Origin of the sequence: Desulfovibrio litoralis DSM 11393, assembly GCF_900143255.1 — a bacterium.
Lineage (GTDB): Bacteria > Desulfobacterota > Desulfovibrionia > Desulfovibrionales > Desulfovibrionaceae > Frigididesulfovibrio_A > Frigididesulfovibrio_A litoralis.
In genome coordinates, this window is record NZ_FRDI01000002.1 from 105,543 (window position 1) to 119,885 (window position 14,343).

7 protein-coding genes are annotated in these 14,343 nt (G+C 35.7%); 4 read left to right on the top strand and 3 right to left on the bottom strand.

Features of this window, described 5'->3' with window-relative positions:
• Positions 1-16: 16 nt before the first annotated feature.
• The 3 genes from BT999_RS00495 to BT999_RS00505 all read right to left on the bottom strand — a co-directional run bounded on the left by BT999_RS00495 (position 17) and on the right by BT999_RS00505 (position 6,486).
• Entirely contained in the window at positions 17-2,617 is a 2,601-nt protein-coding gene (locus BT999_RS00495) for a CDP-glycerol glycerophosphotransferase family protein (RefSeq protein ID WP_072695393.1), read from the bottom strand.
• Positions 2,618-2,635: 18 nt separating this feature from the next.
• Entirely contained in the window at positions 2,636-4,249 is a 1,614-nt protein-coding gene (locus BT999_RS00500; protein ID WP_178139291.1) for a CDP-glycerol glycerophosphotransferase family protein, read from the bottom strand.
• A gap of 314 nt (positions 4,250-4,563) precedes the next feature.
• The gene (locus tag BT999_RS00505; protein WP_072695397.1) at positions 4,564-6,486 is read right to left on the bottom strand and encodes an ATP-binding cassette domain-containing protein; all 1,923 of its coding nucleotides are present in this window, start codon (positions 6,484-6,486) and stop codon (positions 4,564-4,566) included.
• Positions 6,487-6,759: 273 nt separating this feature from the next.
• Between BT999_RS00505 and BT999_RS00510 the strand changes: the two genes are divergently transcribed.
• From BT999_RS00510 to BT999_RS00525, 4 genes are all read left to right on the top strand, one after another.
• Positions 6,760-7,818 (top strand): NAD(P)-dependent alcohol dehydrogenase, encoded by a 1,059-nt coding sequence (locus BT999_RS00510; protein WP_072695399.1) that lies wholly within the window; start codon positions 6,760-6,762, stop codon positions 7,816-7,818.
• 102 nt (positions 7,819-7,920) lie between these two features.
• Complete coding sequence (locus tag BT999_RS00515) at positions 7,921-9,270, top strand: FliI/YscN family ATPase (protein ID WP_072695401.1); 1,350 nt, start codon at positions 7,921-7,923, stop codon at positions 9,268-9,270.
• Between the two features lie 36 nt (positions 9,271-9,306).
• Positions 9,307-10,452, top strand: a complete 1,146-nt coding sequence (locus BT999_RS00520) for an RluA family pseudouridine synthase (RefSeq protein ID WP_072695403.1) — start codon at positions 9,307-9,309, stop codon at positions 10,450-10,452.
• A gap of 174 nt (positions 10,453-10,626) precedes the next feature.
• A complete protein-coding gene (locus BT999_RS00525; protein ID WP_072695405.1) occupies positions 10,627-14,166 on the top strand; it encodes a UvrD-helicase domain-containing protein in 3,540 nt (1,179 codons plus the stop codon).
• Positions 14,167-14,343: the final 177 nt, after the last annotated feature.

Below are 14,343 nucleotides of genomic sequence, written 5' to 3' on the forward strand. Positions count from 1 at the left end.
TTCCTGTTTTTCATTATCATTTTTTATCTAACTCTAAAATCGATTGATAAACTCTTTCGCAGTTTTTTCCGTCACGAAACTGAAAAAGATCTTCCATTCGCTGTAAATAGTTAGGCATAGGCTGTGCGTTATTTTTTAATATCTGTTCAAGTTCTTTTAAAAGAGTATTTTCGTCTAAAACAACAGGTCCAAAACCATCTCGTTCATAATCAAAATAACCTTTTAATGTTAAATGTGCTGCACCTGAAAAAATAGTTTCTTGATCAAACTGATAATACAAGACAGCTTTCTTTAAAAATGCCATTTCAAAAGCGACAGAGGAATAATCAGTAATCATGATAGAAGCTTGTTTAAAAAGATTTTGAATAGAACTGTCTGAATGAGAAAGCACTTTAATGTAGTTTGGAATTGTAAAAAACGGAATATACATTTGCATATTCATATGTGGAAAAAATATAATATTCATCTTAAATTTTTCAGTCAGTGCTTTTAAATAATCTGAAATCAAAAAAGATTGCCATGCTTGTGCATATTGTGATTGCATAAAGGTCCCAAGAGGCCTTCTTTTGTTGGTTTTACCTATCACCTTTCCTACCAAACTTTGTCTCCAAGTAGGCATAATAAGAATGGTATTTTCGTGCTGTTGTATAAAGGGGACTAAAGCATCATGGCGTGGAAAACCTGTTAGGAAAGTATTACGTTTTGAATGCATGTAAGGAGAACCGTCAGCTACGATTGAGTTATATTCATGATGCGTTGTGGTAACAAATAAGTCTATTTTTTGACTATTGAGCCAACGAGATATATTATCTTTAGTTACACCATGTTGTAAAAACACAAAGTGTTTATCTTTGACTAAACCTTTAAAATAATCTGTAACATAATGGTCCGCATGAGAAGAGATAATTTTAGAACAACCTAATAAAATTCGTTCATGGTGTTTGCTACCAAAATCAAGGAGGTTAAAGCCTTCTGCTTCTAATCGCTTCCAGTCAGAAGAGGTTTTGCGTAATGCAAAAAATATTTCTTGGGCAGGATAGTTATTTTTTATGTAGCGATATAAATGTTCCGCACTATCATCAGCATGAATGTCTCTATCCATTAAAATCCAAGCATCTTTATACGGGGAATTGTTAGATAGGTTGCAATTTACAAAAGCACTTTCTATATCTGCCTTTTTAATATGACTAAGTTCTCTCCCCTCAACAATCAATTGAGTATCTAATTCATCCATATTACAGCTTAAAGTATACTTAGCTTCAGGTAGTTGTATCCAAACTTGTCGACGTATGCAAAAGGGTTTACCTGCAAAAGTAAGTTGTGTGTTTTTTGTAAACACAGGCTCTTGTTTTATTCCATTCACAAGTATGTCTTCTGTTTCGTCGCCTTTTCCCAAATATACAAGACAAAGCTGATTTTTCACTCTGTCATATTCATAAATATAGACTTTTTGACTACTTGGTTTAATATTTTTCAAACAGAGTAGAGTTCCTACTTTATGTTCCCAGTTAAACCCATTAATAGTGCTATCATAGTTTTCAATAATGTCTTGGTCTATATATTTGAAAATATTTTTTAAAATGGCTTGGTATTCTTCCGTTTCTTTTGGGTTTAGACAGAACGGAGGCGGGTTGTTTAAAAACTGTTTTATTTGCCATGATGAATTGTATAAGATTATTTGTTGCATAAAATATGGAATATTAGTTTTCTCTTTATAAATAGCTTCCAATAATTCTAGCTGGCTCTCTCGAGGTTCTGCTAAATATTTTTCTTTTTTAAGACTGCCCAAATCCACGTTAGAGTTTTTCGCTAATCGCTTTCTATAATAGTAACGAGGCAAACTTGCAAAAGCAATAACGCCTTCATCTAGCAGGTTAAGGTATCTTAAAATCAAGTTTGCATCATCAAACCCTGCCCATTTACGTTCGTCAAATAATATATTTTTTTTTATTAGGTCATTAACGGGAAAAAAAGCAGTAGCAACACTAAGTTGCATAAAATGATTTAACTTTTGAATTTTAAAAATACTTTCTTTTTCTTTAAACTTAAATTTTAGAGGGTGTTTGTTGAAAAAACGCTGATTGTGCTCGTAATACATAATAAGATTACACGCCAACATTTTTATTTCTTTATCAGCTACTCCTTCTACATGATGTTTTTTTAAAAAATTATCCACATGAGAAAAATAAGTAACATCAACAAAGTCATCAGGGTCAATAAAAGTTACCCAAGGAGTCTTGACTCTCTTCAGTCCATAATTGCGAGCGGAGTTTAATCCTCCGTTCTCTTTATAAAGGTAAGTAATATTATCGGGATATAATTTTTGCCATTTTTTAATTATAGAGGCAGAGGAATCAGTAGAACCATCATCAACCAAAATAAGCCAGATATGTGATTTGAAGTCTAATGTTTGATCAACAATAGATTTAAAAAAATCATCTAAATATTTTTCCACATTATAGACACTAACTACAACACTATATTGATATTGACCATTTTTGTGTTTTTTTCGCCAAATACGATGCGTACGAGAATAATCTATGCAAACCCTTTTTATAAAAGGGATTGTTTGTCCGGTATAATATTTAGTTTTATCATAGATATGATCTATTCGCATGAAAAAATCTCAATCATGTTAGTTTTTATTATTTATTGGCTTAGAAAATTCTATAATGCTGTCATAAACTCTTTGGCAATTGTTTTGATCAAAAAAACAAAAAAATGATTCTATTCTTTTTTTATATTTTTCTTTTAGCTGACAATCGTTTTTTAAATATGATTCCAGCAGAGCATTTAATTCACTATACACTGTTGCTACTTCTCCAAACCCATCTTTTTTATAGTCAAAATAACCTTTTTTACAAGAATGATGTTCAAAAAACTCTTCTTGATCAAATTGAAAATAGATAACTGGCTTTTTTAAAAGGGCAAAATCCATAGCGATAGAAGAATAATCAGTAATAAGTAACGAAGATCTTACTAAAATATCTTGAATGCTTTGCGTATCGTTTTGATTATCAAAAACCATATTAATTTGTGAACAATTAGTAAATTCAAAATCACTTAAATAGCTCTGAAAACATGGGTGAATTTTGAAATATATAGAATAGCCATATTCTGTCAATAAATTTAAGAACATTTTATCGGTTAATATATTGAACCAGTTTTTATAAAACAAACTATCTTTAAAAGATTGCTCAGTTGACTGAGCCGTAAACGTTATATTTTCATCAGTCAGGTATTGTCTCCAAGTAGGCATGATAAATATTATTTTTTCTTTAAGTATAGATTCTGTTTTTTTTAATAAAATATCATGTCTTGGTAGACCTGTTAACACAACTTCTTTTTCGCTAAGGCAATAAGCGTATGATTCAGACTTGGCTAAAGATTCATGTTCTCTAACGGTTGACGTAACAAATAAATCAATATTTCTGCGAGCGATTTGTGGCATATAATCTTTAATAATACCATGTTGTAAAAAGCAAAACTGATGGTTAACAATATCAGCGTAAAGCATACGCCAACCGGTTTTGTTTAACGCACCAAAAGAATGAGAAGAAATAAGCCAATTACAATGCATAAAAGCAAAAGCGTATTCTAGGCTATATAAATTAATTAGATTGAAATTATCTTTTTTTAAACGTTGCCAATCTTTTGAATTTTTATCTATGACAAAAAATATTTTTTGTGATGGAATATTCGCTCTAACCCAACGATATAAATGTTCAGCGTTGTCATCAGCTTTGTCCGGTCTGTCTGAAAAAATCCAAGTGTTTTCATATTTGTTTTTGATGAATGAGAGTTGGGCTATAAAAGCAAACAATTTGTGAGTGATTTTTTTTCTTAAAGGAGCGTTAAATATCTTAGTTAAGTATTCGGTGTGAATAGTGTAATGTACGTTGTTATTACATATTATTTTTATTGATTTGTTGTTATTTTTAACACTTATTATACTGTTTTTTGTAAAAGCAATCCAAAAGATGTGTGCATAGCGTTTGATGTTGTGATCAAAGCTGTATAATGCAGTACGTTCAAAGTTAACAAAGATATTTTGCTGTTTATCATCAAAGAATTTTATATTGTGAGTTATCGTTTCAGAAAAAAAGATAAAGCCTAATAAATTACGTTTTAAATCTATATCAAAACAGTATATTATATTTGTTTTAGGTTCTGATGATTTAAGTGAAGCGTAATAATTAAGAAACACTGATTTTAAATTATGTGGTAGGTTATTTAGTACATTTTCCATGTCTATGTGAGTTGTGTGCATGCACCTATTCCTTATGGTGTAAAAGACACGTATCTTTTATCTTCCTACACATAAACAATAGTTGGTAAAAAGGCAATATTACTTAAATCGGGTGCTGTTCGCATTGGCTACGAACAGCTTGTTAATCAATTAAGAGATATTTTTTGTTTTTATATTACTGGTGTTATTTGTGTGTTTTGGGGTTAAAATATAACTCTTTTATAAAGCAAAAGGCAATACCATCTTCAAACGGTACTGCCTTTTTTTCTACAACTTCAAATGCACCCAGCTAATCCACCACTAAATATCAATCTCTATCCCTCAACTCCCAGTGCCTCTAATCTTTTCTCTAACGCCTCCCATTTTTCGAGGATTTTGGTTTGTTCCGATTCGAGCTTTTCTAATTGTTTCGCAATGCTGGCAAATTCGTCGGGGTTTTGTGAAAAAAAGCTTGGGTCAGAGAGTTTTAGTTCAAGTGTTTTTTGGGTTTCTTCAAGGGCTGTTAAACGTTGAGGCAATTCGCTTAGTTCTTTTCTGAGCGTTTCAATCTCTCTTTGTTCTTTAAAACTCAACTTTTTGGGTTTTTGTGGTGCGGAATTTTCAGAAACGCTTGTTTTTGTTGCTTGAATATTGTTTTTTTCTATGGTTTCTTGCTGACTGCGTTGGCGTAACCAGTCGGTATATGCCCCGACATATTCATGCACCTGTCCGTCTCCTTCCAATGCCAAAACGCTTGTAACCAAATTATCCAAAAAACTTCTGTCGTGGCTGACCATAATGACTGTTCCAGAATAATCGGAGATTAGTTCTTCTAATAATTCAAGAGTTTCCATATCTAAATCATTGGTGGGTTCGTCGAGTACCAAAAGGTTAGAAGGGCGAGTAAACAACTTGGCGAGCAATAAGCGGTTGCGTTCTCCACCGGATAGAACTTTGACCGGCAATCTTAACCGGTCGGGTGTGAAGAGAAAATCTTGTAAATATCCGGCAACATGACGAGTATTTCCCCCGATAGTAACAACGTCGTTTCCTTCGGCAACACTTTCCATTACCGACTCTTCAGGGTTTAAAGAGGCTCTTAGTTGGTCAAAGTAACTTATTTCAAGTTGAGTTCCTAGGCGTATTGAACCGCTTGTTGGTTTTAGTTCGCCTAAAAGAAGACGCAGTAAAGTGCTTTTTCCTACGCCGTTTTGACCTATTAAGCCGATTTTGTCGCCTCGTTGAATTACGGTCGAAAAGTTTTGAAATAAAGGTGTTTGATTAGGATAAGCGAAACTTACCTCGTTTGCTTCAATTACCAGTTTCCCCGAGCGTTCTGCCTCTTGGGCAAAAAGATGGACATTACCTTGTTTTTCTCGTCTGATCCTTCTTTCGGAACGCATTTTTTCCAAAGCTCTGACCCGTCCCATATTGCGGGTGCGTCTGGCTTTTACTCCTTGACGAATCCAAACTTCTTCTTGGGCGAGCTTTTTGTCAAAAAGAGCAAAGTGGCGTTCTTCTATTTCGAGGCGTTCTTCTCGTTTTTCGGTATACTGAGCAAATCCACACCCATAGCTATAAAGTTTGCCACGGTCTATTTCAACCATGCGTGTTGCCAAGCGTTGGGCAAACGCCCTGTCGTGGCTGATAAAAACAAGGGTTCGAGCTTTACGCAATAAAAAATCTTCAAGCCAAGTAATGGTGCTAAGATCAAGATGGTTGGTTGGTTCGTCCAATAAAAGGTCATTAGAACACAATAAAGCCCCGGCGAGGGCAACACGGCGTTTTGTTCCCCCCGAAAGGCTTGAAAAATCGGCATCAGGGTTTAAGTCTAAGTGGTTGATAATACTTAAAACATCTCCGTAACGCTCCCAAGCATGTCCTTGTTCCAACAATTTTTGAGCAGTTTTAAACTCTTGAGGATTCAGTTCTTTTTCTTTGCCCGTTGAAAAAAGATGGGCTGCGTTTAAGGCTTGCCCTTCTTCGCCTAAAACGGAGCTTACTACTTTTAAGACAGAGCCTGTCCAAGCTTGCGGAACATCTTGGGGCATTTGACCGAGTATGGGGCAATCTCTTATTATAGTGCCGCTGTCTGCTTTAAGTTTTCCGCCAAGCAAGGCGAGTAGCGAAGACTTTCCCGCTCCGTTACGCCCCATAAGGCAGACTCGTTCACCCGGCTCAACCGCAAAATCAACATTATCGAGTATTGTTTTACCACCGAGATTAAGGCTTATTCCATGTAAATTCAATAAGGACACTGAACTCTCCACTTACTCTTTTTATTACATTTTCTTAAGTACGTTTTGGTTTAAATGATTTTTCTGGTTTAGTCATTGCTTTTGTAAGGTTATATTATAGTTTTTTATGCTTTTTATACAATTTACAAGTAAAATCATTTTGTTAGTTTGTAAAATGATAATTGTAAAACGCAAGATAATTTTTTGTTCACCTTGCACTTTAATAGATTATATGCAATTATTTAGTTAGGCTTTTTATTTTTCATGTAACTTCTAAATAAGATGAGGTATGTTATGAAAGGTTTCGCAATGATGTGTATTGGTAAAACGGCTTGGATTAACAAAGAGCGTCCTATTATTGGGCCCTTTGACGCACTTGTTGAACCACTGGCTTTAGCCCCTTGTACTTCTGATATTCATACAGTTTACAGTGGTGCTATTGGCGAAAGAACTAACATGATTTTAGGTCATGAAGCTGTTGGACGAGTTGTTGAAGTTGGATCTGAAGTAAGAGACTTTAAAAAAGGTGATAGAGTTGTTGTGCCTGCGATTACTCCAGAATGGCGTACGACTGCTATACAAGAGGGCGTTCCTGCTCAACATTCCGAAGGCATGCTCACTGGTTGGAAATTTTCAAATATTAAAGATGGTGTTTTTGGGGAGTTCTTTCATGTAAATGATGCTGATATGAACCTCGCAATTTTACCAGAAAGTATAAGTTTAGAACAAGGTTTAATGATGTGCGATATGATGACCACTGGTTTTCATGGTGTAGAAATGGCTAATGTACAGTTTGGTTCAACAGTTGCCGTTATTGGTATTGGTCCTGTTGGCTTAATGGCTGTAGCAGGAGCTGCTTTACGTGGTGCTGGGCGTATATTTGCTGTTGGTAGCAGACCTACTTGTGTAAAGATTGCCAAAGAATATGGGGCTACTGATATTGTTAATTACAAACAAGGTTCTATCGTAACACAAATTCTTGAAGCAACTAAAAATCATGGCGTTGACCATGTGATTATTGCTGGTGGTGATAATTCTGTGTTGGGTGATGCTGTTACTATGTTAAAACCGGGTGGAGTTATTGGTAATATTAACTATTTTGGAGAAGGCGACTCTCTTCCTATCCCCCGTTTAGCTTGGGGTTGTGGTATGGCTCATAAGTATATCCATAGTGGGCTTTGTCCAGGTGGGCGTGTACGTATGGAACGCATGATTGCTTTAGTTAAATATGGTCGTGTTGATCCTGCTAAAATGGTTACTCATCGCCTTTCCGGTCTTGAGGGTGTTGAAAAAGGTTTAGAAATGATGCATTCAAAAGATGCTGATGTTATTAAGCCGATTACCATTATTTAATTTTTTGTTTATTTAATTTGATAAGTTGGTTATAGGTATAAGTACACACTGTGCTTATACCTATATTTTTTTTATATTAAGCTTTAATTTCGGAGTCTGCCCATGTTTTTTCCACCTTCTGCATGCATAAAACAACTCAATAACTTAGATACAACAGCAAGTTACGGAAAGGTAACCAAAGTTGTTGGTTTGGTCGCTGAGGGAAGCGGAATAGAAGCTCCTTTGGGTGCTGTTTGTCATATTATTCCTGAGGGCGTATCTTTTTTAAACGGAGAATTAAAAGACGATGCTGCTGCAAACATGATTGCTGCGGAAGTTGTCGGCTTTAGAGACGGAAAGTTACTGTTTATGCCTTACGGAGATTTAAGAGGCGTAAAACCCGGAAGTTTAATTCGCAATAGTAGTCTTCCGCCTTTGTTTCCCGTTGGAGCCGCCAGCCTCGGACATTCTTTTGATGCTTTTGGAAAACCATTAATGTCTGATCTTGTAATTAACCTTGATGATGTTGTGCCTATTTATGCCTCACCTCCAAACCCATTGAGCAGGCCTCGTATTACTGATATTTTAGATGTTGGAGTGCGTACTATCAACGCTCTTTTAACTTTGGGCAAAGGACAAAGAGTTGGGATTATGGCGGGTTCGGGTGTTGGTAAATCGACTCTTATGGGAATGATGGCTCGCTATACTAAAGCTGATGTAAACGTTATTGCACTGATTGGTGAACGTGGGCGAGAAGTTCTTGAATTTATTGAGAAAGATTTAGGCCCTGAGGGAATGGCTCGCTCTGTTTTAATTATTTCTACTTCTGATGAAAGTCCGCTTGTGCGTATGCGGGCGGCTTATGCTGCTACGGCTGTGGCGGAATATTTTAGAGATCAAGGGAAAGACGTTTTGTTAATGATGGACTCTGTTACTCGTTTTGCTATGGCAGCTCGTGAAATCGGTTTGGCAATCGGAGAACCACCGACAACAAAAGGTTATACTCCGACTGTTTTTGCCCAACTTCCCAAATTGCTTGAAAGAGCAGGGCGTAGTAGTAAAGGAACAATAACGGGTATTTATACTGTTTTGGTTGACGGAGATGATTTTAACGAACCGATCGCAGACAGTGTACGTTCCATTATTGACGGTCATATTGTTTTAACCAGAGAGCTGGCGGACCAGGGGCATTTTCCCGCTATTGACGTTTTGCGTTCAATCAGCCGTTTGCGGACGGATATTTGTGAACCGAATATTATTAATGCCGGTAGGAGAATTACTTCTTTAATGGCGACTTATAAACGAGTTGAGGATATGATTAATATTGGTGCTTATGTTTCCGGGTCAAACCATGAAATTGATAAAGCGATCGCCATGCGTGAAGATATTGCTTTATTTTTACAACAAAATGTTTCGGAACAACAAACGGTTGAAGAATCTTTTAGCAGTTTATTGGCTTTAGCTGCAAAGTAGATTATATGTTTCAAATTGATATTACGCAGTAAAAACATGGTATTAACTACAGAATATAAAACAGAAATGATTCAGGATAACCCCGAGATAAAAAAAGGTATTCTTGTAACCAAGAGTGAAACTGGGCGTAAACTCATTAATTTTTTAAGTTTACGTTTAGAAAAAATGCCTGATTGTACCATGTCTGTTTTGCAAAAGTGGATACGTAGCGGACAAGTTAGAGTAAACGGCGGGCGTTCAACTCCGTATATTCCGCTAAAACAAGGTGATATTGTTAGAATTCCACCTTTTGCCATCTCTTATCTTAATAATAATGCGAGTTCGGAGCCTGAGTTGTTTGTTGGTTTGGAGTTACCTTTTCAAGGTAAAACGCAAGAATCTAATATTGCAGCCTGTTCCGAAAACCCTAAGTTGTTATTTCTTGAACCTGAATTACTTGTATTTTTTAAACCTGCGGGTTTGGCGGTTCAACCGGGAAGCAATACGCATGACAGTTTATCTGAACGCTTAAAAAAATATTTTCAAGATACTTATTTTGTACCTGCTCCTGCACATCGTTTGGATAAATTTGCCTCGGGTTTGGTGCTTTGTGGGCGTAATCAAGAGGCTCAACAACAGCTATCAAACTTATTAAACACCGAAAATATCAAGTTAGCTGGCGTTCTTAAAAACGGCGAGCTAGAGCAGTATGTTACCAATCAAAAAGAATTGATGCCATATTTTGAACTTTTGCCAAAGATAGTTCAAAGAACTTATTTGGTTTGGGTTCAAGGTCGTTTCCCTTTGGCTCAAGAAACTTTATTGCAAGATTATCTTTACCTTGATTATGATGCTAAAAGCCAAAAAGAGCTTGTTAAAGCCAGTTGTGTGAATAATGCAAAGGCTAAACTTGCTTTAAGTTTGGCAAAATGTCTTTGTGTTAAACAGCACCCTAAACTTGGGTTTTGTTCCTTGTTGGAAGTACAGCTTTTAAGCGGACGTAAACATCAGATTAGAGTACAGATGGCGAGTCGTTCTTTCCCTGTTTTGGGCGATTTTAAATATGGTAATTTTCCCGTTGTGAGTGTTGATATTCAAAAAAAACTTTTTAAAGGTTTATTGTTGCATGCACAAAAGGTTGCCTTGCCTGATGGTCGCATTTTTTCGGCTTCTCCGCCGTGGAAAGATTTTTTTGCAGTATAAAAAGCAGAAAAATAATTTTTAAAATTTTCAGTTGTCGTGATATTTTGTAATGCCTTATTCGTGGTTTTTAGAGTATCTTTCTGGTGCAAGCCACTATGAGATTATTGTGAAATAGCCTCTCATAGATTAATTTGAATAAAAGTTTTAACTAGTTAAAGAAAAAAGAGTATAATCATGTTAAAACAAATAAAAGCCTCTGCCGGTTCGGGAAAAACTTATACACTCACCAGAGATTTTTTAACTTTATTAAAAGACTCAAAAGAAAGGCAGAGTGCGTTATGTCGTCTTTATAAAAAACAAGAACACAAGCCTTTACTCAAAAATACTCAGGCAAGCCTTTTTGACGAAACCTTATCTTATGCGTGGTCTGATATTTTAGCTGTTACTTTTACCAATAAAGCGGCGGCTGAAATGAAAGAGCGTATTTTGAAGACATTAAAAACCTTTGCGTTAGCCCCTGACAATTTAGAACTCAAAAAACAGAAAAAAGATGAATTTACTTTGAGTAAGGGACAGGCGAAGAGCTGGCTTAAAAGAATTTTAGCGTCTTATGCCGCTTTAAATATTCGCACTATTGACAGTTTATTGACCCAGTTGGCTCGTTTGTCGGCGTTAGATTTATCTTTGCCCCCTGATTTTCAGCCGGCTTTTTCTTCTAAAGATTATTTTGATCCGGTTTATGATGCCTTGGTTTTAAGACTGGCTCAAGGAGATAGGGAATTAAACTCTTTATTTAGAGAGGCAATTCAAAGCTTATTGTTATATACAAACAGTCGAGGTTTTATTTTGCGTAAAGCTTTGACGGAACGCTTGCAAAGCTTAGTCGAACTTGGTTTTGTGAATATGCCGTTTTTGCAGGTTGAGAATGAACAGGCAAATTATTTTTCCCGTTTTTTAACTGTTAGTTCAGATGAACTTAAAACTCGTTTTAAAAAAATACATGGTCATTTTCAAAACACAGCTCAAACACTTTCAAAAAATATTGCCGAAAACAATATCGCTTTGAGTAAAAATGCTTCAAACGCTTTGGGAAAAGCAATAAATTCCTATGGATTATCTATTCCAAAATATTCTGCACTTTATGAAAAAGATAGCTTAGAGGCTTTAGTTCTCAAAAAAGATCAGGATAAAATTAACGCTTTTTTAGAAAAAGATTACCAAACGTTTAAAGATGCTTCTCAAATTCTTTATCAAAAAGGTGTTTTATATAAACTAATTCTTGAATATTTACCTTTTATTGAACTGGTTCAACCTGTTTTTTCAGAACTTTGTTCTTTGCAAGAAATACATGGTAAAATTCCGTCCGAAAGAATTTATAGCGGAGCCGGCGAAATAGTGAGTAGTGAGCTTGGTGTTTCTACTGCGTTATGCCGTTTGGGAGCTAATTTGGCTCATGTTTTAATTGATGAATTTCAAGATACTTCACGCACTCAATGGCGAGCAATCGCCCCTTTAGCCGAAGAATGTATTTCTCGAGGCGGTTCTTTAATTTATGTGGGTGATGTTAAACAGGCAATTTATGGTTGGCGTGGCGGTGATGCTTCGTTATTTGATGAAGTTCCGGAATATAATGATTTAAAAAATAAAGTTATTGATTTTAAACAAGACAATTTAAAATATAATTGGCGGAGTAGTCGGGCTGTTGTTGAATTTAATAATCACTTTTTCAATACCTTGGCAGATTATAAAAAAGCCTTCGCCGTGGCGGAAGAGATGTTGCCAAAAGAGACGCCAAACGCCGATATTTGTCTTTGTGCCGAACTTTTGCAACGTTCTTTTGAAGGTTCGGAACAAGCGCTTCCGCCAAGAACTATGCTTTTAGATGAACAAAATAAAGAAAATTTACAAGATTTAAAGAAAGATACGGAACAGCTTGAGAAAAAAGACTCTTTGCCTGCGGGTTTAGTACGTTTAAGTGTTGTTGAAGGTGCATCAAAAGGCGAAATCGAAGAAGCCGTGCGTATTCAACTGCAAAATACTTTAAAAGATATTATTCAAAGGCGTGGACAAAGCGGGATAGCAATTTTAGTCAGGAAAAACAAACAAGCTTCTCAAATAGCGGGGTGGTTAAGCGAACTAGGCTTACCTGTTGTTACAAATGCGAGTTTTTTGTTGTCGGAAAATCTATTGATTCAAGAGTTGATGGCATTTTTGAGATTTTTGGATAATCCCCAAGATGAACTTGCCTTTTGGACAATTATTTCAAGTCAAAACTTGTTTTTATCTCATGCCCGGTTTGAACGTGAATTTATTTTTTCTTGGTTGGCTGAATTAAAAATAAAATCCAATAAAGATAATAGCTTTGAACGTAATATAATATCCGCATTCAAAAACGATTTTCCCGTTTTGTGGACAAAGCTTTTCAAACCTTTTTTAAACAGTGCCTCATTTATGAACGCTTATGATTGCGTTTCTGAACTCATTCGCTGTTTTGATTTGATGAATTTATACACTGAACAACAAGCCTATTTATCACGTTTTTTAGAAGTGTTACACTCGGGAGCAGAACAGGGATTTAGCTCTATTTGTGAGTTTTTGGGATATTGGAATGAGGTTTGTGAAAAAATACATCTACCGGCACCGGAAGATTTGAGTGCTATTCGTATTTTAACAATTCATAACTCAAAGGGTTTGGAATTTCCTGTTTTAATAGTGCCTTATCATGATTCAGACAGTTCAAGCAATAAAGATGTAAAGCTGGTTGAGGGTGTTGTTGATGGGCAAGAGTTTTTACTGCCTTGTAAAAAAGAGATTGGTGAGTTGTGGTTTAAAGAAAAAGTGAAAAGTGTTTCCGAAACCTTAAATTTGCTTTATGTGGCTTGGACAAGAGCCGCAGAAGAAGCCCATTTATTCATTAATCGTAGTGTAAAAAAATCAACGGAACAAAACACAATGGCTGATACAGCGGAAGAAAAGCTTTCTTCTTCTCCGACAATCAGGGGTATTGAAAAGATTCTTGAATTGAATAAGTTAGAATTAAAAAGAGGCGAAAGCTTAAGTTTTATTTCCGGTTTTGATAATAGGCATTATGATAAGTTTGGTGAAACTGAGTTGTTTAAGGGTTTTAATTCTATGGATAAACCTATTGATAACTTGGCGGATAAACCGAAAAGAGCAGATTATAATACAAATCAGAATTTGCAGTTGATTAAAGAACAGATATTTGATTTAAACGCACAACACGATAAAATTGCGAGCTTCCAACCGATGCAGTGGTTGCCACGTTTAAAGATCTTTCGTAACCAACTTGAGGAATTTAATTTTACGCCAAAACGCCGTGGAATGTTAGTTCATGCTTGTTTGGAACATTTATTTTTAACGGGAGATGATCGGCATGATGCTGAGGCTGCCGTGCGTTTGGGGCTTAGCGGTTTTCCCTTGCCTGTGCCTGATGTGGAGCAGATTTCTAAAGAGCTTGTGAACCTGTTGCTTTGGTTGATCAAAGAGCCACAGTTAAAAGATTGGTTGAAATATGGCGTAGCAGAACAAAACATTTTAGACGAAAATCAAAAATTACACAGAGTAGACCTGTTGGTTGATGACGGAAAGAGTATTTCGGTTGTGGAATATAAAACCGGCGGAAAAGAAGATGCACATATTCAACAAGTTAGGCGTTATTTAGGCTTGTTGGAAAAAATTTATCAAACAGGATATAGTTTTAATGCTTACCTTGTGTATTTAGATGAAAAAGAGATAGAGACTGTTACACAATAGTTTTTATCTGGTTTATCTCGGGAAGACACTCAACTCTAATTACGTATAATGACAAAGTATGCAAAAAACAGTTTTGCAATGGTTCTATTTTAGGGGAAGTGAACAGTTTAAATAAAAAGTGGAATTATAAAAAAAGACTGCCTGATAAATAAGTTTATTCAGACAGTCTTTTTATTT